Genomic DNA, 23,776 nt, shown 5'->3' with positions numbered 1-23,776 from the left:
CACTTCACGAATACTTCAGTTACGGAGAATTTGTGAAGTTCGGAATAAGACGTTATAGGAAATCAACGCAAATCAGAATTAAAATACTTTTTAGGGGAGTTAATATGATTAACTTCTTAAAGCGACAAGTTCGAATCAATGATCCTGAAATAATTGATAAAGAGTTAATTTCTAATGAGCTTCAGACGGGGAGTCATGTAATAGTCCAATTCTCTGAAGCAAACTATAACTCACTTCTTTTAGATGAGCTTAATGAGCTATGCATTAAATATGATGATAGTTTTGCTATACGGTTTTTTGGTCATTACAACTCCACCTTTAATTGTAATGAACTATTAAAGATTCCAAATGTCAAATCTCTATATATTGACTGTTTACAGGATGCAGAGAACTTGGAAGCTATAACATCGTTGAAAGAGCTTAAGATGGTCAGTATCGACATCTTCAATTTGGATAACCCTGAAATTTTAAAATCTGAGAACTTCAAGATGCTAAGAGTTCTCATAATTTCTGGTACAAAGAAATCGATTAACCTTGATTACCTGAAAGAATACAGGGAATTAAATGCACTAATCATCAGTGGAAAGACCAGGAACATAGATTCAATTGGAGATGTAGTAAACTTAGAGTTCTTATCGTTGAATTCTATAAGTGGTTCTTCATTGAGTTTTGTAAACAGACTAAAAAAACTTAAAACACTTAAAATAATTCTTGGTGGCAGGGAAAATATAAATGAAATCAAGGAAAATTATATTGAAACCCTTGAAATAATAAGAGTTAAAGGATTAAGTGATTTAGACAGTTTGAATCGATTTATGGGACTTCGCAATTTGTTAATAGAAGATCAGATACAAATTTTCAAAATTAACTTGCAAATTAATCTTAATAAACTAGTGGATTTGAAATTATTAAACTGCAAACAATTAAATAGCTTGACTGGACTTGAGAATTTAAGGTCAATAAACCAAATAAGAATTTATAAAACCGATATTGATTTCAATTCTCTGATCAATGAACCACTTCCTAAAACATTAAAGATTTTTGGTTTCTATACAACCAAAGCTAAGGTAGATAAAGAGATAGAAAAAACTCTTATAAATTCGGGATACAGACTCACATCTTTTTAAATGAGGACTCGATGAAGACGCTGACTTCCTATAACACCATCTTCGCGCTTCGGGAGGGGCATTACGAGGAATATTAACTTTTTTCATTACGCTAACGGGAAACAAGAACACAAAGGTGGCTTAAGTTATGGTGAACATTGAAGTAGGTAAACATTACAGATTTATTTACGAAAATGGATTTAAAATAGCTGGGGAATTAACGGATATTAAACGGTTGGGTACTGTAATTTATTCACTTTGGATCGAAATCGGAAGGCAACCTGTCTACATAGCTTATTGCGATGTAAAAGAAATAGTGGAAATCGATTCTTATGAGTTTGAACATTAATGATTACACTAACGGAGAACGATAGTTCGACAAGAGCAGTTTGCTACGGCAGCTGCTCTTTTCTTCATTAAGTTAACGGGCAGGATAGTTCCAATATGTGGTACCATTAAATTCAGAATAATATTTGCATTGGGGGTTGGTAGTTATTAATAAAAAAAAGTTGTCCAAGGAATATATGAGTGATTTTTTAGCTATTAGAGAATTTGTTAATGAATTTGACCCTAGAATTCGACTAGGAGGCGGGCTACGGTGATAGACTCGGCTAGACTGTTTGATTTTCAAGCGGTTAACGAAGACATGGTCAGAAGGCTGTTCGCCGCTTTCGACCCCAAGGCGAGCATTACCCAAGTCTCGCCCTTGACGAAAGGCATGAGCACCAGCAATTATGCCTTACGGACAGACAACGGCAGCAAGTATGTGTTAAGGATTTATCCCGCTAACAACGACCACAGCGGGATTGAGGCGGCAGCCTATCAGTATGCAAAAGCAAAGATTCGCACCCCTGAGATTTTCTTCTTCGATGATAGCAAGCAGATTATCCCTTTTTCTTACCTAATCATGGTGTTTATTGAAGGCTCGACACTAGGGGACTTTATTGCCGAGAACGAGGGATGTCCCGACCATGTCGTGCATCGAATCGGCAGCTCACTTGCCTTGCTGCATCAAACCGAATATTCGCATATGGCGCTGTTAGACGAGCATTTGCAGATCGCGGAACAGCTTGAATCCTTCGCGAGCCAATATTACACCTTGCTAAACGGCCTTGCAGGAACCCACATTCAACCTTCAACGAAAGAGAAGTGCATGCAATTCCTGGCGAATCACGCCGCATTGTTAGAGAGGATTGCAGACAAGCATGTGTTCTCGCATGGCGATTTCATTTTCTCCAATATTATGGTCACGCCTTCATTGGAGCCTTGTTTCATCGACTACGAGTACTGTTTCGCGGCGCCTGTCTTTTATGACATAGGCAAATTCTTCAGGACAAGGACGCAAGTCGAGCGCTATATCGGCGCAGATACCATTGCCGCATTCGAGGAAGGCTACAACCGTAAGGCGAGAGAGCCTTTGCCCGAGGAGTGGTATGCGCTGTCCAAGCTTGCCGACATATCCACCATGCTCCACCTCATTAATAAACCGCAAATTCCTGACGGTTGGGGATCGGCGATTGACGGTGAGATCGAGAAGAATTTGAAGCTGCTGGCCGGGGAAGCCGGGCCGTTATCGGATAAATGAAGTGGGATTTCGGTATTTAAATGCTGACATGAATCATTGAGCTAACGGGAGACATTAGTTCAACGCACCATTGAGTAGTTTGCGATCCGCAGCTGAATGACCCAGCAGAAATAGGCGTTATGGTCGTGTATCATATTTTGAAATGAGGAAAATCAATATGGAGTACAAACAAGTTGATATTTATGTTTACGGTAAAAGAATTATTATGATTGCTAACGGAATTATTAATAAGTGGGGAGGAATTATTGCAAACATTGATGTAGTGAAGGAGGTTGAAATTCCTAACAGCGAGGAACAAATTGAGTCAGCGCTTGAATATGTATTTCAGAAATGCCATTCTCTAACTCCCGTGGAAAACGACATCTCTCCGCTTGAGAAGTATTTAGGAGTAAAAGGCTATGAAAAAGCGATAAAAGGGGGAAAAAAAGTTATATACTCATGGGATAGGGAAGAAGGTTATTCTTTAACTCCTACAAAGAAACAAAAAGGTTTTGATTTTTTAGATGATAAAAAAATACATTTAGGTCATGAAATTATTAATGGTAATCTGGCAAAAGACTTACGAGAAGCGATTAAGAATTCAGAGTAATGAAAACCACATGTGAGTATTGTACTTTTCCTTAAGGTTCCGGAAACCCGGAACCTTTTTGTATTGAGGAAAATTGCAGTGGGCTGTGAGAAAACATTAGTGTAGATACGAAATAGGAATATCCTTCGAGGTACATACGCTCGGTTCAATACCTCGTTCGAAAAGGGTTCTTTTGGTGTAAGGAAATTTGCTAAATCATTAAGCTAACGGGTACTTTAGTTTAACAATGAAGAGTAGTTTGTCGCGGCAGCTGCTCCTTATTGTTTATCAAACTAAGGGCAGTAATCTTCAAATAATATTGTGAGGTGGAGTGTGTTGGCGTGGACATCAATTAGAGACTTCCTTAAAATACCTCGTAATCTTACGGGGAAGAATATTAACATCGCAATTATTGACGGTCGATTCCCTCATCATCCTGACATTTCATCCGATGTAGGACGCAGAACTTTCTTAGTAAAAACCGCAGAAGTCAGCCCTGTACCAACCATAATGGTCGCAAATAAGGAGCAGGAACATTGGAATAAAGGTTTGCATGGGCTTTGGGCCGCTGCAGCTGCTGCCGGTTCAGGTAATCTTTCCAATGGTTATTATTCCGGCGCTGCACCAGAAGCAAATCTATACCTTCTTGAGACTGGTGGATTTAATACCTCTGAGGAAATAGAATCAAAGTTTGGGGGAGCATTAATTTGGCTAAAAGAAAATTGGCGCAAATACAATATTCGAGGAGTAGTGTTGACCGTTACTTCCTCACGAGATACCGGATTACTCCCCTGGCAAGCAGACCCTGTGCGAATACTTTGTGAAGAATTAGTTAGTGATGGGCTTTTGGTGGTGTCAGCAGTAGGAAATACGCTTGAATTAACTTGTAATGGACCAGCGGCTTCCCCGTCAGTTTTATCTGTCGGAGGAGTTGTTGTTCCACATGATGGAGAAATGATACATTCCTCTACCTATCATAGCTGTAGAGGCTTCACGTTTGAGAATAAATGGGTTCCTGAGATAGTGGCTCAAGCTGAAAACATTGTTCTGCCAATGCCGTTCCAATCAGAAGAAGAGCGTATGAATCATTATACGGCAACAATAGATGAACTACCTAGGGATTATGCACGTACCGAAGGAACATCATTTGCTGGACCAATCATTTTAGGCACCGCAGCTTGTATCTGGGAAGCTCATCCAGACTGGTCAGCATTTCAAGTAAAATCAGTGATGATAAATAGTGGTTTATTTCTTCCCAGTTGGGTAGAGTTGCGTTCTGGTTTAGTCGACGTTTCAGCGGCGATAAATTCAGCTCCCGAACCAAAACCATATTATACGGAAACTCCATTCTCTCGCTGGAATAGTTGGAAACAAAAAACTGTTGAAGAACGGTTAGAGACGATTAAAGGATATGATGAAGAATTGGTAACGGAGGCATTGTTATCTTTTTTTTCAGAGAATATTCCCAAAAAATTAGTTAAATTTGTGCAAGAATTATTACGACATTCTTCATATCGTATCCGTACAACGGCTATTGTTCTGTTGTCTTCCAGTCCCCAACACGTAGAAAGTAGCCAAATGAGTCAGTTATTAATGGATTCAAACAGTTACGTCAGGATGGGAGCTCTATACACACTGAGTAAATGTCCGGATCTGTGGGAGCCGATATCTGGTGATTTAATAGCACTTTTTTCTGATGGAGATTCAGATATTGTGTATTGTTCCCTTAATCTTGCGTCAAAAATTAAGAGTAGTAGCTTCGTAAAACCAATCATTTCAGCTCTAAAGAGTGATGCGATAAATAAAAGTGTTTCTACCTTCGGAGCACGCTTGGGGGCGCTTGAGGAAATTACAGGTATTCGATTCTCCTCAAGTCCTGAATGGCAGGAAGGAATGTGCTGGTATTCCGAACGAAGCACTCAAATTAGGCTCAGTATTGCTCAAAAGTGGTTAGATTGGTTGGAAATAAGCTAACCATAGTAACATGGTCAAACTTTGAACTAACGGCGAACTTTAGTGCAGGAGCTGCGGTACAGCTCCTTTTTGGTTTGTTCAACAAACTAGCAGTTATGCTCAATGAACTGGGTTATAATAGAAATTATCAAGTCGATGCAGAGGTGATATGAATGCTCGGATTACCCAAAGGTAAAGTTTTTCTAATCGCTTGGACGGCAGAGTGGGAGAAGGAATTTACATCGGAGAATAAACAAATAGAAAATGAACTTGGCGAACTTATCTTGGCAGTCCACCATATAGGCAGTACGGCTGTGAAAAACTTATCCGCGAAACCTATTATTGATATCGCAATTGAATTAAAAGAATTTCAACTTGGGAATCAATGTGTCCACGGCTTAGAAAGACTTGGATATGCTTATAAAGGAACAAACATACTTCCCGATAGACATTATTTGAGTAAGGGTGAGCCAAGAACTCAACAAATTCACATGTACCAAACAGGCAGTTTATATCTAGAAAAGCAATTTGCATTTAGAGATTATTTATTGACAAATGATGCAGAACTAAAAGAATATCAAGAGTTGAAAGTGAAACTCTCCCAGGCATATCAAACAGATAAACTATTGTATGCTGATGAAAAAACGGAGTTAGTAAATTCAATTTTGGACAGTTTAGGATTCGCACCAACTGCATGCAAGAATAATTAAAAACTAAACTTTAGATTAGAACAATCCGTTTAACTAAACATTCCTGTTGAGGCTAAGAAATAGCCATTGTCAAAAAGGAGCGCCCCGGTATGATGGGTTTGCCCACAACACATCAAGGAGGCGCTCTTACTATGAAGTTTAAGCAATCAGACTCACAAAATCAACGGATTGAACAAATTACCACCTCACATCTCGTCGTAGGAATTGACATGGCCAAAGAAACTCACGTGGCACAGTCCACGAATTTCCGAGGAATCGTCATTTCAAATCGGTATCTCTCGTTTTCGAATTCTATCGAAGGTTTTGAAAAAATAAGCCGCTGGATGACCGGATTACAGCAGAAAAATCGATTAAAGAGGCTCATCATCGGCATGGAGCCAACCGGTCATTACTGGTTTAACCTAGCTAACTGGTTATCAGATAAGGGATTACACGTGGTCATGGTTAAGCCTGCTACGACGAAGCGTAATAAAGAAAATCGAGATAACAGTCCATCAAAGAACGACCCCAAAGATGCACTTGTCATCGCAAATGGCGCAGCAGCTTCGCACCATAAAAGGTCTCGGGAAGATCTTCACCGCGGCCATACTAGCAGGCACAGGAGATATAAGCCAGTATGCGCATAGACGTGTCAGGTATTACGGAAAGCAGGCCTAAATTTGGCTGAAAGTACGTCAGGAAAGCGAAAAGGACGAATGGTACTTTCGAAACGAGGAGACTCCGCCTTGCGAAAATATCTCTATCTCGCGACGGTTCAGCTCGTTTGGAATAACCCCGTGTTCCGCCATTTGCATGAGCGTAATGTGCAAGAAAAGAAGATGAAAAAGCAGCAATCCATATTTAAGTTAATAGGAAAGCTGGCACGAATTCTAGTTGGTATTGTTCAACGAGGAGAAAAGTTCACGCCAGAGAAAACCGTCCTTGCATGGGTAGAAGCAGCTTAAATTAAGTAGCAATCACGTATATTGATCCGTAAGAATTGCATAATATGGAGATACATTTACCTTTAAATTATGCGAAGTACTTATGGGGTTGGCCAAATAAATTTATTGATAGAATGGAGTCTGTCAACACGCGAGTCGTAATCGTAGAGGGAAATGGTAAATGGTCAGAAGGATTTGATACAAAAGAAAGCCTTGAAAAAATTCCAGAAAGATATCAGGGGTATATATGCACAAATAGGGTTGATATGGTTACTAAATGAATTAATTCATTCATCAAAAATAGTTGATTCTTCATTATAAAGATTCGTACTTCTGATGTTATTAAAGGGCAACATTCCTGTAGTGAATTGTCTGATTTTATATGCAATGCAAGAGTAACTAAGTTTGTGAATTTGTATACTTATACTAACGGTGGCTTTTCAAACTTCATTCTAAATCAACAAAAGAAATCGTTTCAAACAAAGGTTGATCTTCATTACTGAAGATCAACCTTTGTTTGAAATTAATAACAGACTTGTTAACCGACATCAACCTACGCAGGTGATTGTGGACTATTAGTTTGATTGTGACACAAGCCATACACGTAAGTGTTGGATGACAAGATTAAGTACCGAATGCCGAAAAAGAGCAAGATTGTATACCGATTGCTGATAAGCTATTTATCACGTGTTCGGCTATTTTCGCAATAAACCCAAAATAGACTACAAAATAAAATCGCTAAAAAGTGTATATCCATCTATTTAGTGTAATTTGGAATTCGCAGATAATATCTTCATTTGCACCTTCAGGCTACGCACGCGAAAAAGACGAATACATGAGACCTTGCTCCATGTGATTTAAGGTTTTTCATGTATTCGTCTCAGGCGCACAATCTAGGATTAGAAGTATTCAGCTTCAAAGCTTTCTCTTACAAAGCTTTAAGCTCCTATCCCTTTAGCGAGCCGGATGTGATGCCGTTAATGATATATTTTTGCATGAAAATGTAGAACAGAATAAGTGGTGCAACCGCCAGGAGCATCATCGGGAAGAAATTCGTCCAGTCGGTCGAGAATTGCCCAATGTTGCGGAATACTTCTAAGAGCAATACACCCTTTGAACGGGATTGCAAGAACAACAATGGCGTCATGAAATCATTCCACACAGCAAGTGTATTCAAAATAGCTACAGTGGCCATTACCGGCGTAAGCAACGGGAACACAATCTGCCAGAATGTTCTCCAAACCCCACAGCCATCTACTCTTGCTGCTTCTTCCAGTTCAAATGGAACGGTAGAACTGATAAAGCTTTTAATTAAAAAGATAGAGAACGGAAGGCTGTAACAAATTTCTATTAGAATAATGCCAGTGAAGGTATTCATAAGCCCAAGCTGGGATACCTGTTTATACAGTGCTAAGATCCCCATTTGGTACGGTACCATCATCCCAACCATGAATAAAAGGAACACGATCCGACTGAAATGATTAGTGCGTCGTATCAAGCTGTAAGCAGCCATCGAAGAAAATATTGCAATACCCGCAACGGAGGAAATCGTAATGATAAGGTTGTTTCCTAACACATGTAAATAGTTCATTGCCTTAAAGGCACGAATGTAATTGTCGAACGTGATGTTAACTGGAAGGCCCAACGGATGAGAGACCGCATCAGCTGGCGTCTTAAATGTCGTGATGATCAAGTAGTAAACTGGGATCATAAAAATCGCCGCTAAGACGAGCATAAGAATTTCCGTGACAGCAGTTTCCTTAGTATATCGATTCATGATTACCGCCGCTCCCACATCTTGATTAGTGAAATATGAATAAAGGTGATGATGCCTACGAGGATAACGAAGACGATACCGAATGCGGCTCCGTAGCTATAGAACCCTTCACTGAGCCCTTTCTTCAGCATGAGTGATACGATCGTTTCCGTAGAATACCCCGGACCACCACCAGTCAAGGCATAAACAATATCAAATACCTTCATGCCGTTTATCATCCCCATAACCGTGTTGAAAGTGATCGCCGGAAGCAGTAGAGGAAGTGTGATATAGCGGAACATTTGCAGCCCACTCGCTCTGTCAATCTTCGCCGCTTCGTAATAATCTGTTGAGATGCTCTGCAAGTTGGCCAAATAAATAACCATTGTGTAACCAACCCACTGCCATACGGAGACAATGATGACCGAATAAAGTGCAAGATGAGGATCGCCGAGAAAATTGATGCGTTCAAAGCCAAGAGCGACTACAAGCTGATTAATTAAGCCAAAGTCGGAGGGTGAGTACATAAAATTCCAGAGAAAACCGATAACCAATACGCTGAACACCGCAGGAAGGAATAACGCAGCTCGCAGCAGATTTTTTGTTTTTAATTTTTTATTGAGAAACACCGCTAATGGAATGGCTAGTACATTCTGTCCAAGCATCGCGAGTACCGCATAGATTAAAGTGTTTCTAATACCTGTCAAATAGATTGAATCTTTAAATAAAGCGATATAATTGTCTAGACCAACAAATTTGACAGCAGTCGGATGCACGTCCGACCAGTTTGTAAAGCTGTATAAAGCGGTCTTTAACGTCGGAAATATGAAAAAGGTACAATAAATAAGTAAGGCAGGAAGCAGAAGCAAAACATAATTGATCTCTCGTTTGAAAATGTTTGGTTTGTTCATGTGTAACAACCTTTAGCATATAGGATGTACAAGAGGCAAATCGCTTTGCCCCTTGTATTTTATACGGCCTATTTAGATTTCTCCAGCAGTTCAGTTGCTTTCTTGTCTACCGCTTCTAGCACTTGATGAGGCGTTTTGATACCGGCTACGAGTTCTTGAATACCTTTTCCCAGATCTGTGAAAGCAGCAAAAGCTACGCCCCAATTATTAACAGGGAACATGACATTACCCGCCTTGAAAGCTTCTTGAGCACCGTTATACTCAGCTGGCATTTCAAAAGTAACGCCTTTCAAGAAAGATGAACCGCCTTTATTATCGGCCCAGTAAGCATTCTGACCTTCTGGTGTGGATAACAGATCAAGCACCTTGTACGCCGCATCTTTGACTTCGGACTTCGCATTCAAACCAAACGATACTCCTGGACCACCGACCATCCATCCCGGACCGCCTTTTGTGCCCAGGTTCGGGAACATATCAATCTTCATGTTTGGCGCTTTTTGTTTAAAGGTTTCCATGTACCAAGGCCCTGCTTGGAACATAGCTGCCTTGCCGCTTGTAAACTCGTCAATGGCTTGTTCTTCTTCAAGCCCAAGCATATCTTTGGTGAAGACACCGTGTTTCAAGTATTCAGTCCATGTCGTCAAAGCAGGCTCCAGCGCATCGGCTATTTTCGCGGTTCCTTTACCAAAATCGTCATTCCATTTTTTCCCTTCTTCTGTGCCGATAAAATCATTTAATGCCAAACCAAGGAAGGACTGGCCCGCTACGTTAGGATTCTTTAGACCGATCGCTTGGGGTTTGATGCCATTCTTCTTCAGCACATCCGCTACTTGGAAGTACTCATCAAGCGTTGTTGGTACTTTCAAGTTATATTTGGTGAATAGTTCAACGTTATAGAAAACCCCGTTAAACCAACTCGCTTGCGGCAACCCGTACAGTTTATTATCAAATGTTACCGTGGACGTGCCGGTTTCATGATACTTGCTAGCGTAGCGTTCTGTTAAATCTTCGAAGTAACCTGTTTTGACCGTATTAGCATCAATTATTCCACCGATAATGTCAGGACCCTCGCCTGCTGCAAGTTGTGTTTTGATGACATCTGCGTAAGTCTTGTTATCGATGAACTGATACTCCACATCTACATCGGGAAGTTTATCTTTGAATAATTGCAGTAGTGTCTTTACACTGTCTTCTTTGTTCCAATACGATAATCTGACTTTCACTTTCTTTACTGGTTCTGGATCCTGAGTTTCTTTCGTTTCGGTTGTATCCTTCGCTGTTGCATTTCCCTTTGTGCTGCTATTCTCCGTACTGTTCTTACCGCAGCCTGTAAATAGGATCGTGAAGGCGAGTATAGCGATAGCGGAGATTATCCATGTTCTCTTCATACAAAGACCTCCCAAATAGATAGTTTGTTTCTCAATACATTTATCATTGTAGTATAAATGTCATTTTCATCGAAATAACAGATTTTTGCGAAACCTAACAGAATTCATTTGGAAGTAAGAACTAAAGAATGTGATTTAATACAATGGTATGAATTGGAATGTCCAGTGTGCTATGCTTTGGATTGTAGTGAGTATCCTCAAGAGGTGAGTGAATAGCCATCGATTGAACAGACAGGGAGGGAAATATGTATCATATATTAGTCGTCGATGATCAACAAGCAGAAATCGAAGCCATAGAATGGCTTATTCATAAGCATGCTCTACCATTTTCTGTTGCTCAGGCCAATGATGGGGAAGTAGCTCTGGAATATATAAGGGGCCATCATGTAGATCTGTTATTCACGGATATTCGCATGCCATTCATGGACGGTCTAGAGTTAATTAAGCAGGCAAAAGTAGTCCTTCCGGACCTTAAGGTGCTTATTTACAGTGCTTACGGGGAATTTGAATATGCACAAAAAGCGATTCAGCTTGGAACGGTTAATTATATGTTGAAGCCGATCGATGTGAAGGAATTCCTCAAAATGTTCCAATCCATAATCGCTATACTAGAGGACGAACGACTTCAGAGGGAGAAAGATGAGCTGCTGATCAAAGGTTTTCATAAAGGAGTGGCGTATGAGAAAGAGAAGCTCCTGTTTGATCTCCTTCAAGGTCGTGAGAGTGACGTCCATTACGAGGAACGGGCAGCTTTTGCAGGCCTAAACGATCTGGTAAATATGCGGATGTATATGATTATGATTGGATTGCAAAATCGTTTTTTTGATCAACATCATACAGAAGTGTTCGAATTTCTTCAATCGACTTGTAAACAAGAGATGCTTTTTTTAAATATGAATGAGTATCAAAGCATCATGCTAGTCGCTATTGATCCAGCTTCAAAGAACAGCGATAACCTGCAAGAGCTTATGGTTTATGGGGATTGGGTTAAAGAATGGCTTGAGACTCGCTTCGATCGGCGAAGTTTCATTATTGTTGGTAGTCCGGTTGATAAGCTAGAGGGACTTCATGACGAGTTCACCCAAATGGAAGAGTTAATGAATTTTCGGTTTTTTATGGAAAGCAGTGTCGTTTGTTCCAAAGAAGATGAAAGCATTCATGACCATATAGACGACGAATCGTTAGAGCTTATGCTGAAGGATATTTATACTTCAATTGCACGAAATGAATATCGTACACTTGAGCATCGTATAGAGTTTCTTATTGCGAGTATGCGCAGTGGTAAGCGCTTTAGTTCTATGTATGCCAAGTTATTATTTACAGAAATATTAAAGAAAATAGTAGAGTCTCAAGGCAAAAGAAACAGCAATTTACTAAAGAATGGTTTTGAGCGAATCGCACTATGCAATTCGATTACTGAGTTGAGGCAAGTCATTTTATCCGTTTTCCAGGAGCATTTGCTGCAAATCGAAACGGCGACAGATGATCAATGCCGCAAAGTGATTGAAGATGTTCAGACACTCATCCAGATGGAATACGGAAGTGATATTGGGGTCGCCTATTTAGCCAATCGCGTCTTTTTATCGCCAAGTTATTTAAGTTTTTTGTTTAAAAAAAGTACAGGTCAAAACCTAGTCAAATATATTACAGCCGTTCGTATGGAGCGAGCGAAGGAGTTGCTGCGAGATTCAACGATTAAAGTTGTTGATATTGCCAGTACAGTTGGATTCACGAACACTTCCTATTTTAATTTAATGTTTAAGCAATATAATGGCTTGACTCCTGTTCAATATCGTGAGGTGGGTGGGCGGAGGTGACTCTACTCAAATTTATCCGTAATCTCCGCCTGCGCCAGAAATTATTGCTTTCTTATGTGATTGTCATCTTCCTGCCAACCATTGTACTGGGCTTGTATGCCTACCATAACTCTAAATCTTCATTGGAAAGCCAGTTTTTGCAAAGCGCGGATAACGAGGCGAAGAAGGTCACACTAGAGATCAGTTACCGACTTCAGAGGCAGGATGTGTCAATAAAATCGATAGTTTTCCATCCTACGGTTATTGAGTTGATGAGTAACCCGAATCTGGATTTGTACACACAACTTATGATGCTGAATGATAAAATTGAACCTATTTTTTTTAACTTGATGTATATGGTTAGGGATATGAATGAGATTATGTTGTACTCCGAGATTCATCAATCTGAAGTAGGAAACTTCATGACTCCTTCTTCAGTAGCTAGGGATAAGGATTGGTATCAAGTGACTAAGGGCAGTGATACAACGAAGTGGTGGTTCGAAGATGGAGAGTTGTTTGCCACAAGAGTGATTTACAATATCGAGTTTCAAACCGTGAGCGCAGTACTTTATGTCAGGTTTGATTACAATAAGATCTTCGGCGATTTCATTGGTAGGGTGAATGGTGGGAATGGCATCATCATCACCGATAGACAGAATCGGCCCGTATTATCAGAGCATGTTGGGCAAATGGATGATGTTCAACTTCAATCACTTTCAAGGAAGGGTACTTCAAAAGTAAGATTAGGTGGCGAATCCTATTTAGTTGTAAACAAAGATATTCCTCAAACCGATTGGATACTGCATTATATGGTTCCCGACAATCAGCACAAAACAGGCATTGGCAATATTTTAAGCGCGACGGGAATCATTGTACTCATCTGCATGGTTTTCCTCAGTATTATTATCTTCTTGTTCTCAGAAACGCTGTTAAAAGGAATCGAGAAATTAAACACCAAAATGAAGATGGTGGAAGACGGTGATCTTACTATTGTTGTATCAGCGAATTCCAAAGATGAAATCGGGCAGCTTACCAATCGATTCGGTTCTATGCTTAAACAAATTAATCAGCTCATTTCGGAGGTATATCAAACAAAAATCACGCAAAAGTCTGCCGAACTGAAAGCGCTACAAGCTCAGATTAATCCCCATTTTCTATACAATTCTTTATCTTTAATTAATTCAAAAGCGCTGCGTATCGATGCCCAAGAAATTAGTGACTTGGTGAATCATCTATCTAGTTATTACAGAACGACTTTAAATAAAGGGAAGCAGATTATTTCGATTCAAGATGAATGGACAAACGTCCAAGCGTACATACATATTCAATTAGCAATGCACAATAAAAGGTTTGACGTAGAATTTGATGTGGACGACAAGGTATTTCAATTTGAAATGATCCATTTGATTTTGCAGCCGATTGTTGAAAACTCGATTATGCATGGCATCGATCTTAAGCGGGAGGGTCGAGGTAAACTCATCCTGCGGGCAAATCTCGACGGTGAGGATATTGTTTTTGTCGTGGAGGATAATGGCGTCGGTATGGAACCGTATAAGATTGAGCGTATTCTTGAACATGAAAGTGCTGGTTATGGCATTAAAAATGTTCAAGAAAGATTACAGCTCTTATTTGGATCCGAATACGGGATTTTAATTCATAGTCAATCCGGGATTGGCACTTCAGTTATCGTACGCATACCACAGTATCGTCACATAAGTGAACAATAGTCATGATCAAAAAAGGGTCAATGCTCATAAGAGCACGGCCCTTTTTTTGTTTCTAATCGAAATCTGTTAGATTTCAAAAAATACTGTTATTTTGCAGGGTTTCAAATGATAATACAATGTATATGTGAACAGACGGCGTTGTCAACTACCTCTGTAAGCGCTTCAAAAGATGGTTTCTGAAATAAAAAAAAAGAATGAGAGGATTGTTGATCTATGTTCAAACGAACAATGTGTAAAATGATCTGCTTTTTGATTCTAACAAGCTTCTTTCTTCAGGACAATGTTCCTCGTGTCCATGCTAACAGCAGCCAACTGGACGTGTGGGTGGTCAATGCATTGAAAGCCGTATATAGGACCAGTACGATCCCCGCAAATCCTGGGAAAAGCATTGATCTTGTCTCAGCTAGAAACGAATACGAAAATGAGCAAATTGCGATAAGAAGCAATAGCGATTTTGAGATTACTGGAGTTGAATTTTCCGATCTTGTATCTTCTGGCAATACGATCTCAAACAGCAACTTAAGCTATCATTTTGCGGAATACGAACTTAAAGATACCGTGCAACCCAATCAATATTGGCCGGATTTGGTAGGCGCGCAAATCTATCCCTTATCAGCAATCCCCGACCCGCTGTCCAACGAGCCATCTATAGATGTGGCGGTAAATTCAACTCAACCCATTTTAATAACGAATTATGTTCCAGCCGGTGCTGCTCCTGGCCTTTATCAAGGTATGGTTACAGTGAAAACGACTTTAGGCGATTATCAAGTACCTATTAACGTTGAGGTATCTAACGTTGAAATCCCTCAAACCTCTGAAGCTAATTTCGTTAATTATCAGTGGGCGATGACGAATGGTTTTATGATTGGAGGTAATCCACCTGAGAATGTTGATGATCCTTTAACTCAGAATAGTTATGACGTTGGTCAGTATTATTACGGAGTGGAGACGTATAGCGATGAATGGTTTGAGCTTATGGATAATTTCGCCAAAACCATGAGCGACTATCGCCAGAACATGATTTGGGTTCGTACAGACTTATTATTAAATGCAAATGGTACCAAAATGGTGTCTTTTAAAGACGGGATACCTAAAGATATCGACTGGTCTTTGTTCGATCGATATGTTCAAACCTTTATGGATAGAGGGATTACTCATTTTGCGAACATTCACTTGATCCATGCATTAGGACAAATGCCGCAAAGCGAAAGGCCAAACAAAGATAATCCCCAAGATCCATGGTTAACGTCAATACCCGAACCCAATTCACTACCTGTAACAGACGCTTATCTTACTAACTACTTGACGGCATTGCACGATCATTTAGAGGATAAAGGTTGGCTTAACGTTAATGGCTTCACTTGGTATCAGCATACTAAGGACGAACCGAGCGGTTCTAGCACTATAAACTATATGACGTATATCGCTAGAAAAGTAAAAGAAATCGTTCCGGATTTCAAAACATTGGACGCTGATGCGGGCGGTACTTTAATGAACGAAGCCATCAAACCCTATGTGGATGTTTGGGTCCCGTTAACGCCGGTTTTTCATTACAATAAGGATTTTTATAAAACGGAGCAAGCGGCAGGCAAAGACTTGTGGGTGTATACTTGCGATGCTAATCCGGCTCCGTGGTTGAACAGACACTGGACACAGCCCACTATGACTGGCAGGCTGTTATTCTGGAATCTTAGTCAAGACGATGTTAAAGGGCACTTGCATTGGGGATGGAACGTATGGTATGTCCCTCATTATGGCGATTCCACGATCGTATATCCGGATAAGGATAATATGACGGTTAAGAGCTCGCTGCGCTACGAGGCCCAAAGAGACGGACTTGAGGATTACGAACTGATGCATCAACTCAAACAAACCAATCCTGATCTTGCAAAACGTATAGCTGACAGCGCTGTTAGCCCGTCTGATCCGAGAAAATATACCATTGACCCTGAATATATCAGAATGCTTCATAATTATCTGGTTAAAGCTGCTGCCGGAGAACCTGTGGGTGCAATTCCCGTGCCAAGAAGTCCCTACGATGGTCAAGATGTACCTATGACATTCATGACCGATAACGCGACCGGCGAGATCACCTTTAACGGTGAATGGTTTGCAAAAAGCCGGAAATACGCTTATATGGGCGGTGTGCAAGCCACATTGAAAGCGGAAGATTATTTGACCTATACATTTACAGGGTCCGGAATCGATCTTATTGCAGAGAAAAATGAATACTCCGGTAAAATTGCCGTATACATCGACGATTCCGCTCCGGTAATTATAGATCTATATGAGAAGGTTCAACTCGATTCGATATCGGTATACAGCAATCATAATTTATCAGCAGGCAAGCACACGATCAAGGTAGTGAACCTGGAAGACAAAAACCTTTTCGTTGACGGCTTTCGAGTAAGCATGTATGAAGGACAGCAGATCTATGACGGAACGCTGCAAAGTTTGGACCTGACTAACTCACCTTCGTTTCATTTTAATAAGAACAATATTAATTACCAAGTTATTGTTCCCAATGATGTTAACGTATTCTCCATTACGCCAACGCTTTCGGATGCAAATGGAACCCTGGAGGTCAACGGACAACGTATTGGCAGCGGTAAGAGGCTTACATTCAACATCCCTACAGGTAAAAGTAAGATCCATATTCGGTCTACCGCAAGTGATGGGGAAACCACGAGACTATATACTTTGAACTTTCTCAAAGGCAATGTGAATCAACCGACCACCAATATTGCGAGAAGTTATTCAGCTATTACAGCAACAGCTGCCAGGGAAGACAGTAGCGGCTATGGCGTTTCGAATATGGTTGACGGCAGTTACGGTTCCATGTTTGCTAGTATTAGCGGGTATACTAACACCCACCCGTTCCCACATGAGATCAATCTTACTTGGGATCAACAGATGACCTTTAATACGATTGTCATGGCCACGCCATCAGGGTTATTACAGGGTATAACGGATATTGACGTTGAGGCTACTTCGGATGGAACGAATTGGACAACGATTGCGAAGCGGGTACCGATTCAATGGAATAGCAGCACAGACGACAACAAAATGGAATACACGTATGCCAATATCCCTACAGTTAATGACGCGCTGAAGCTGAGGATACGGGTCAATGACGCTAACAATACGTATTGGGGCATATACGCTTTATATGAGCTTGAGCTTTATAACCTTCCAGACAACGGAGAGATTAGTCCTGTAGCAGATGGAACGCTAAGAAATTTAGCAATCTCTAATGTTCCTTCCTTTACGTTTGACAACAGCACGACGACCTACCCGGTAATGATTCCTAATGATGTAAACACCATCGCGATTACGGCAACACTTTCGGATGAAGCGGGTACGCTGCAGATCAACGGAAAGACCGTCGACAATAACACGGCGCAGGCGATTGATATTCCAATCGGTAAAAGCATGGTTCATATCAAGTCCACCGCAAGCGACGGGACGACGTCAATGCTCTACACGTTGAACATTCTGAAAGGCAATGTGAATGAACCCGGCACCAATATTGCCAGAAGCTATTCTACTATTACAGCATCAGCTGCAAGGGAAGATAATAGCGGCTATGGTGTTTCGAATATGGTTGACGGCAGTTATGGTACCATGTTCGCGAGTTTACGAGCCAATCATCAATTTCCGCATCAGATTAATCTTACTTGGGAACAGCCGCAAACCTTTAACACCATCGTCATGGCCACAACTTCTGGATTACTCCAGGGTATTTCCAATATTGATGTTCAGGCTTCTACAGACGGAGTAAACTTTGAAACCATAGCGAATGGGGTACCGATCCAATGGAAAAGCAGCGTAGATGACAACGTCATGGAGTACACCTTTGCCAATATTCCTACAATAAAGGACGCAATGAAGCTGAGAATACAGATCAATGATGCGAACTATACGACGTGGGGCATGTACGCTTTGTATGAGCTTGAGCTCTATAACCTTCGGGAAAATGGTGAGATTGGTGCTAAGACACATACGATCACAGCGAGTGCGGGGGAAAACGGAACGATCAGCCCTAACGGCGCCGTTGTAGTCGATGAGGGTGCTGATCAAACCTTTACATTCAATCCGAACAATGGATACGAAATCGACAAGTTGTGGGTAAACGGTACCGACGTGTCAGTGACCGCCAACGTCTATACGGTAACCAACGTAACTGCCGACCATATGATCAATGTTACGTTTAAGCCAAAGGACACTGGTGGTGGTAACCAGACACATACGATCACAGCGAGTGCGGGGGAAAACGGAACGATCAGCCCTAACGGCGCCGTTGTAGTCGATGAGGGTGCTGATCAAACTTTTACATTCAATCCGAACGCTGGATACGAAATCGACAAGGTGAGTTTAGACGGCACCGACGTATCGGTGACGGCCAACGTCTATACGGTTGCCAAAGTAACTGCCGACCATATGATCAATGTTACGTTTAAGCCAAAGGACACTGGTGGAGGGGACAATAACCCTTCTACTGGTGGTGGCAGTGGTACAGTCAATGGAAATACACTTATAGTGAAAACGGAAGACCTTACCTCTACAGCTTCCAACGGAGTTGTGACGATCATAGCCAAAGATAAAGAGAAAATTGTACTTCCTGCTAATGCAGCCGAACTGCTCGGACATAATCAATTAGTTATTCAAATGGGTCCATTCACGTTGGATGTACCTGCTGAATTGCTTAAACAGTTGGTAGATAAATTGTCCGCAGAAGATAAACAAAACAGCAAGATAGAGTTGATCATGACTCCCTTATCCGAATCCGATGCTAACAACCTTCTAGCGATAAGCCAATCTTCCACACTTGCACAAATTAAACTTTCTGGCAAAGTGATCAATTTTAGCTTATCGATTGTCGGGAAAGATGGTAAAGTGACAAGCTTGAGCAGCTTCGATAAGCCGATGACGATTCGATTCAAAGTGGATCCTTCCTTAAATCCAAAACTGACTGGCATTTACTACTTGGCTGACAATGGTTCGCTGGAATATGTGCGAGGCACGTTTATTAACGGAGAATGGGTCGCTAATATTCACCATTTCAGCAAATATGCGATGCTCGAATTCAAGAAATCATTTACCGATGTTAAGTCCACTCATTGGGCGGCTGATGCGATCGAACAGTTAGCGGCGAAGCACATTATTGACGGTACTAGTGCGGCAATGTTCGAGCCAGAGCGTTCCATCACACGGGCCGAATTTACAGCGATGCTTGTCAAAGCATTGAATCTGACATCAGTAGGCGAATCGAAATTTACGGATGTGTCGAAGGGTGCCTGGTACGAAGATGCTGTTTCCATAGCTGTCAAAGCAGGCATTATTAAAGGAACAAGCACAACGACTTTCGATCCCAATGCGAGAATCAAACGTGAAGAAATGGTCACCATGATGATGCGGGCGTATGTGATCTTGAAAGACGTCAAGTTGAACGGAAATACGGCTTCATTCTTCACAGACGAATCCGCTGTGGCAGCCTGGGCGCTTGATTCAGTAAGAGCGGCGGCGGCACTTCATTTTATTAATGGACGCGATTCAAACAAATTCGTTCCGAGCGGTATCTCTTCCCGTGCCGAAGCAGCAGCTTTGCTCAATAGAGTTTTACAGTAAGCATGTTAACCCCAAAAGTCCTATATAGGGAGTTTTCGTTGAGACGATAGAACAATCCAATATAGGACTTGCTTGGGGACATCCTAAGTAGAGCCTTTACAAATTAATTTACCTAATAAAATAACGAATGACGAAATGGACGATATGAGTCAAAGAGGGATGACAATGAAAAGATACGGATGGATCATTAAGGTGAAAATGGATAGGTTAGCCGAATACAAAGCATTACACGCGGCAGCATGGCCTGAAGTCTTAAATCGGTTAAAAGAATGTAACATCCAAAATTACTCTATATACTACCGAGATGGGAATCTCTTTAGTTACTTGGAATACACGGGACAAGACTTCGAGAAAGATATGGCTAATATGGCTGCTGACCCGAACACGCAAGCGTGGTGGAAACTAACTGATCCGTGTCAGGAACCAGTTGATTCCGCTTCGGAAGGAGAATGGTGGGCGACAATGGAGGAAGTATTTCATATGGATTAGGGCGTTTCTTCAAACTTAACTACATAGAGTGATTGAGTTAAAAGAATTTGAGGAAAGTCTTCGACAATCTTAAAATTTTCACTTCGAAGTGATACGGAGAACCGAAGGAGGCAACCCGATGAAGGATATGGAAATCAAGGAATTTCAGCAAGCCGATGGGCCGGAATTGAATGAAGGCGTCCACGGTTACAGCAGTGAGACGAATTGGATGAAACCAGAAAATTCGATTACGCTGGAAAGATTGGAATGGTTCAAGGATCAGAAATTGGCCCTAATGATGCATTGGGGACCTTATTCGCAGATCGAGGCCGAGTCCTGGATTCTCAGCGATGAAGACGGTGATTGGGCGCGTAAAGATGTCGACTGGACGAGCGACTACGAAGAGTTGAAGCGCGAATATTTCGGCCTGAACCGCACGTTCAATCCGTTCCGCCTCCAGCCGGAGGTATGGGCGGAAATCGCCGCCGAAGGCGGGTTCAAATATTTGATTTTTACGACCAAGCATCACGACGGATTTTGCATGTGGGACACACATACGACGAATTATCGGATTACCGGCACCGAAACGCCGTTTCATGCACACCGCTATGCCGACGTTTGCAAGCATGTGTTTGACGCTTTCCGCAGCAAGGGGCTGGCGATCGCCACTTATTTCTCGAAGGCGGATTGGCATATGCCGTACTACTGGGCGCCAGGAATGGAGAGGGGCCGCGATACGTGGAGAGGGCCATCGTACTCCCCCGAGGAATATCCGTGGCTGTGGGAGAAATTCGTTGATTTTACCCATGAGCAAATCATGGAGCTGATGACCCGTTACGGCCGGATCGATATATTGTGGCTGGATGCGGGCTGGGTCAAAGAGAGTGACGAGGTTAAGCAGGACATTCGATTAGGCGAGGTCGTCGAGCGAGCCCGTCAAATGCAGCCTTGGCTGCTGTCCGCGGACCGTACAGTCGGAGGGCCTTACGAAAATTATGTGACGCCGGAGCAAGCGATTCCGGAGCGTCCGCTGAACGTACCGTGGGAAAGCTGCATTACGATCGGCAAACAGTGGGCTTTCAAATACGATGACCAGTATAAATCGGGGAGGGAGATCGTTCGAATTCTGATGGAAATCGTATCCAAAGGAGGCAATTTAGCGCTGAATGTAGGTCCTCAGCCCGACGGACGATTGCCGGCCGGGGCGGTCAAAAGCATCAAGGAATTGGGCGCATGGATGGAGGTTTACGGCGAGGCGGTATACGGCACACGTGTGTGCGCGCCGTATTATATCGGTGCCTGCGCATTCACCTCGAAAGGAAATACCGTGTACTGTACCTACTTGTATGAAAGCGCAAATGCAGCCGTCTCCAAGGTCGTTCATATTCCTTATCAGGAGCCCGTTTCCAGCATCGAGCTTGTCGGAAGCGACGCATTGCTGCAGGTTGAGCGTACGCCGGAAGGTATCTCGATCACGCTTCCGGATTGCGAATTGAACGGGCATGCTCCGATCGCCCATGTTTTCCGCATGCAGAAGGGCGAGGAGGCAAAGTGAGTAATAAGATTAAGTCGCGTAAATCGCGGCTTTTTCTATTTATGGGAGCAAGTTCTTGTCATTGCATAATGCCATTACGACGAGGAAATAGGATTCTACGAGTGCTTATTTACCCTAGAAGGTGAAGATATGGATGATTACTTGACTATCACCTCCTAAATCATAAGACAAGACCTAATTTATGTGATGTTGAAAGAGCATAAAAAACATTGGAGATGGAAGAGTTTTTGACGTATACATATGATGGGAATACACATTAGAATGAAGCGCTACTATTTATTCAAGATACGTTTAATCCCTTTATAGATATTGTAAAAGAGCGTTCAATCACGGTTCAATTTATACCTATTGAGTTTAAGCCGCCTAGTTATTTGACATATGATCATATTAGGGATGAACTGAAAAAATGTGATAGGAAGATTCTTGAGCATGACTATGCGGGGGCTATAACAAACGCAAGAAGTCTTTTAGAGGGCGTACTAAAAGAGATTGTCTTTACAATTACTGGTGAGCATCCTGATCCCAAAAATGATTTGGTTAAATTATCAAACGAGGCTAGAAAGGTATTAAATCTTGACCCATCTAAGCCAGAAATAATTGAACCGTTAAAGCAAGTAATACTGGACTAGCAAGCACAGTTCAAGGGTTAGGAACGATACGAAACGTTATTAGTGACTCGCATTCAAGGAAATACGAACCAGACGCACATCACGCTATTCTAGTGGTTAATGCATCAAAAACGATAGCTTCTTTTATATTTGGAACATTTCAATATCAGCAATCAAGAGGCATCTTAAAAAAGGAAAATAAGAAAAAAGCGTAAAAGTGTAAAAGTGTAAAAGTGTTTATTACGCTAACGGCTAACTTTAGTTTAACAATGAGGATCAGTATGCCGAGGCAGCTGCTCTCTTTCTTTGATATGCTAACGTAAAGAGCATGATAGTTTAATTGACATCGCGCATATCTTGAATATGGGAATTTTGCGACGTTCACAAATAAGATGTAGTCGGAAATTCATGCAATAACACAGGAGAGATATTATGGGGACAGTAATGTTATGCTACGTGGAGGAGATGTTTTTTCGACGTGACGATATCTTAAAACAAAATGGAGTCTGGGTCTCTCTAGATAAGTGGATAAAGAACCAATATGCAGTATTGTACCCTGAACGAAAGCATTCGTTGTGGCATATAGATTGGAGAGATTTGGTATATACAGGTGGAGGATATTGGCTTCATGCAATTCTGGCAAATCAAAGAAACGCATACATTGATATTCCATATATTAGTAATCCCAGAGGATTGCCGAATGATGTTTCAGAAGAGATAAGACAAGAGTTTGAATGTGGAGAGTCTCATACGTGTACCTGGTTTACGTTTGACGAAATCTTCAAGTTTAATTGGGATCAAAAGATAGAATATGAGGATTACACAATGGATAACGAATTAGTCGTTGATGTTGTTGATTATAGTGCAATCGGAGAAGAGTTTTTAAAGGCGTTGAAGAGATTAGTACATAGAGATCCATCCCATTATAGAGTTGTAATTATGTTTCATGATTAAGTTATATCTCATTTAGCAAATTCGAGGAAGGCATGAACTTCCGATAACAAACCATTCACGCTTCGGGTATTAGCCTCTCGCTCGGCCCGAGGCATTTCGAAGTAGCGGATACAGGTGGACGCTAACGGGATAAGATAGTT

General features: G+C 41.5%; 18 protein-coding genes and 1 pseudogene. 16 read left to right on the top strand and 3 right to left on the bottom strand.

Annotated features, from left to right (window positions below; translation table 11 throughout):
• Positions 1-104 precede the first annotated feature (104 nt).
• From AC787_RS11950 to AC787_RS34770, 8 genes and pseudogenes are all read left to right on the top strand, one after another.
• Positions 105-1,127, top strand: coding sequence for a hypothetical protein (locus AC787_RS11950; RefSeq protein ID WP_054024994.1), 1,023 nt, complete (start codon positions 105-107; stop codon positions 1,125-1,127).
• 127 nt (positions 1,128-1,254) lie between these two features.
• On the top strand, positions 1,255-1,455 hold the full coding sequence (locus AC787_RS11945) for a hypothetical protein (RefSeq protein WP_054024993.1): 201 nt from the start codon (positions 1,255-1,257) through the stop codon (positions 1,453-1,455).
• A 249-nt stretch (positions 1,456-1,704) separates the two neighbouring features.
• Positions 1,705-2,691 carry a phosphotransferase family protein gene (locus AC787_RS11940; protein ID WP_054024992.1) on the top strand — a complete coding sequence of 329 codons (987 nt, stop codon included), beginning with the start codon at positions 1,705-1,707 and terminating at the stop codon, positions 2,689-2,691.
• Between the two features lie 157 nt (positions 2,692-2,848).
• Positions 2,849-3,280, top strand: coding sequence for a hypothetical protein (locus AC787_RS11935; protein ID WP_054024991.1), 432 nt, complete (start codon positions 2,849-2,851; stop codon positions 3,278-3,280).
• 315 nt (positions 3,281-3,595) lie between these two features.
• A complete protein-coding gene (locus AC787_RS11930; RefSeq protein WP_054024990.1) occupies positions 3,596-5,233 on the top strand; it encodes a S8 family serine peptidase in 1,638 nt (545 codons plus the stop codon).
• 152 nt (positions 5,234-5,385) lie between these two features.
• Positions 5,386-5,922, top strand: a complete 537-nt coding sequence (locus AC787_RS11925) for a GrpB family protein (protein WP_054024989.1) — start codon at positions 5,386-5,388, stop codon at positions 5,920-5,922.
• Between the two features lie 131 nt (positions 5,923-6,053).
• Positions 6,054-6,548: an IS110 family transposase gene (locus AC787_RS34775; protein WP_235560955.1), complete on the top strand. Its 495-nt coding sequence runs from the start codon at positions 6,054-6,056 to the stop codon at positions 6,546-6,548.
• A gap of 24 nt (positions 6,549-6,572) precedes the next feature.
• Positions 6,573-6,866: pseudogene (locus tag AC787_RS34770) on the top strand (transposase); the annotation flags it as partial.
• 925 nt (positions 6,867-7,791) lie between these two features.
• Here AC787_RS34770 and AC787_RS11905 read toward each other — a convergent pair.
• The 3 genes from AC787_RS11905 to AC787_RS11895 form a co-directional block, all read right to left on the bottom strand.
• Positions 7,792-8,622, bottom strand: coding sequence for a carbohydrate ABC transporter permease (locus AC787_RS11905; RefSeq protein ID WP_054024986.1), 831 nt, complete (start codon positions 8,620-8,622; stop codon positions 7,792-7,794).
• A 2-nt stretch (positions 8,623-8,624) separates the two neighbouring features.
• Complete coding sequence (locus tag AC787_RS11900; RefSeq protein WP_054024985.1) at positions 8,625-9,512, bottom strand: carbohydrate ABC transporter permease; 888 nt, start codon at positions 9,510-9,512, stop codon at positions 8,625-8,627.
• A 68-nt stretch (positions 9,513-9,580) separates the two neighbouring features.
• Positions 9,581-10,900, bottom strand: coding sequence for an ABC transporter substrate-binding protein (locus AC787_RS11895; protein WP_054024984.1), 1,320 nt, complete (start codon positions 10,898-10,900; stop codon positions 9,581-9,583).
• 245 nt (positions 10,901-11,145) lie between these two features.
• Between AC787_RS11895 and AC787_RS11890 the strand changes: the two genes are divergently transcribed.
• From AC787_RS11890 to AC787_RS11860, 8 genes are all read left to right on the top strand, one after another.
• Positions 11,146-12,717, top strand: coding sequence for a response regulator transcription factor (locus tag AC787_RS11890; protein WP_054024983.1), 1,572 nt, complete (start codon positions 11,146-11,148; stop codon positions 12,715-12,717).
• Entirely contained in the window at positions 12,714-14,423 is a 1,710-nt protein-coding gene (locus tag AC787_RS11885; RefSeq protein WP_054024982.1) for a sensor histidine kinase, read from the top strand. Before AC787_RS11890 ends, AC787_RS11885 begins: the two co-directional genes overlap by 4 nt.
• Positions 14,424-14,636: 213 nt before the next feature.
• Positions 14,637-20,051, top strand: a complete 5,415-nt coding sequence (locus AC787_RS11880; RefSeq protein ID WP_054024981.1) for a glycoside hydrolase domain-containing protein — start codon at positions 14,637-14,639, stop codon at positions 20,049-20,051.
• A gap of 165 nt (positions 20,052-20,216) precedes the next feature.
• Positions 20,217-20,540, top strand: a complete 324-nt coding sequence (locus tag AC787_RS11875) for an L-rhamnose mutarotase (RefSeq protein ID WP_054024980.1) — start codon at positions 20,217-20,219, stop codon at positions 20,538-20,540.
• A gap of 118 nt (positions 20,541-20,658) precedes the next feature.
• Complete coding sequence (locus AC787_RS11870; RefSeq protein ID WP_054024979.1) at positions 20,659-22,074, top strand: alpha-L-fucosidase; 1,416 nt, start codon at positions 20,659-20,661, stop codon at positions 22,072-22,074.
• A 371-nt stretch (positions 22,075-22,445) separates the two neighbouring features.
• Positions 22,446-22,703, top strand: a complete 258-nt coding sequence (locus AC787_RS11865; protein WP_054024978.1) for a hypothetical protein — start codon at positions 22,446-22,448, stop codon at positions 22,701-22,703.
• 26 nt (positions 22,704-22,729) lie between these two features.
• Positions 22,730-22,897 carry an abortive infection family protein gene (locus AC787_RS35345; protein ID WP_082360724.1) on the top strand — a complete coding sequence of 56 codons (168 nt, stop codon included), beginning with the start codon at positions 22,730-22,732 and terminating at the stop codon, positions 22,895-22,897.
• A 217-nt stretch (positions 22,898-23,114) separates the two neighbouring features.
• On the top strand, positions 23,115-23,636 hold the full coding sequence (locus tag AC787_RS11860; protein ID WP_054024977.1) for a hypothetical protein: 522 nt from the start codon (positions 23,115-23,117) through the stop codon (positions 23,634-23,636).
• The last annotated feature ends 140 nt before the right edge of the window (positions 23,637-23,776 follow it).

It is taken from the genome of Bacillus sp. FJAT-28004, from assembly GCF_001280845.1.
In the GTDB taxonomy this organism is placed as follows: Bacteria; Bacillota; Bacilli; order Paenibacillales; family Paenibacillaceae; genus Pristimantibacillus.
This window is presented reverse-complemented; position numbering and strand designations above follow the sequence as displayed.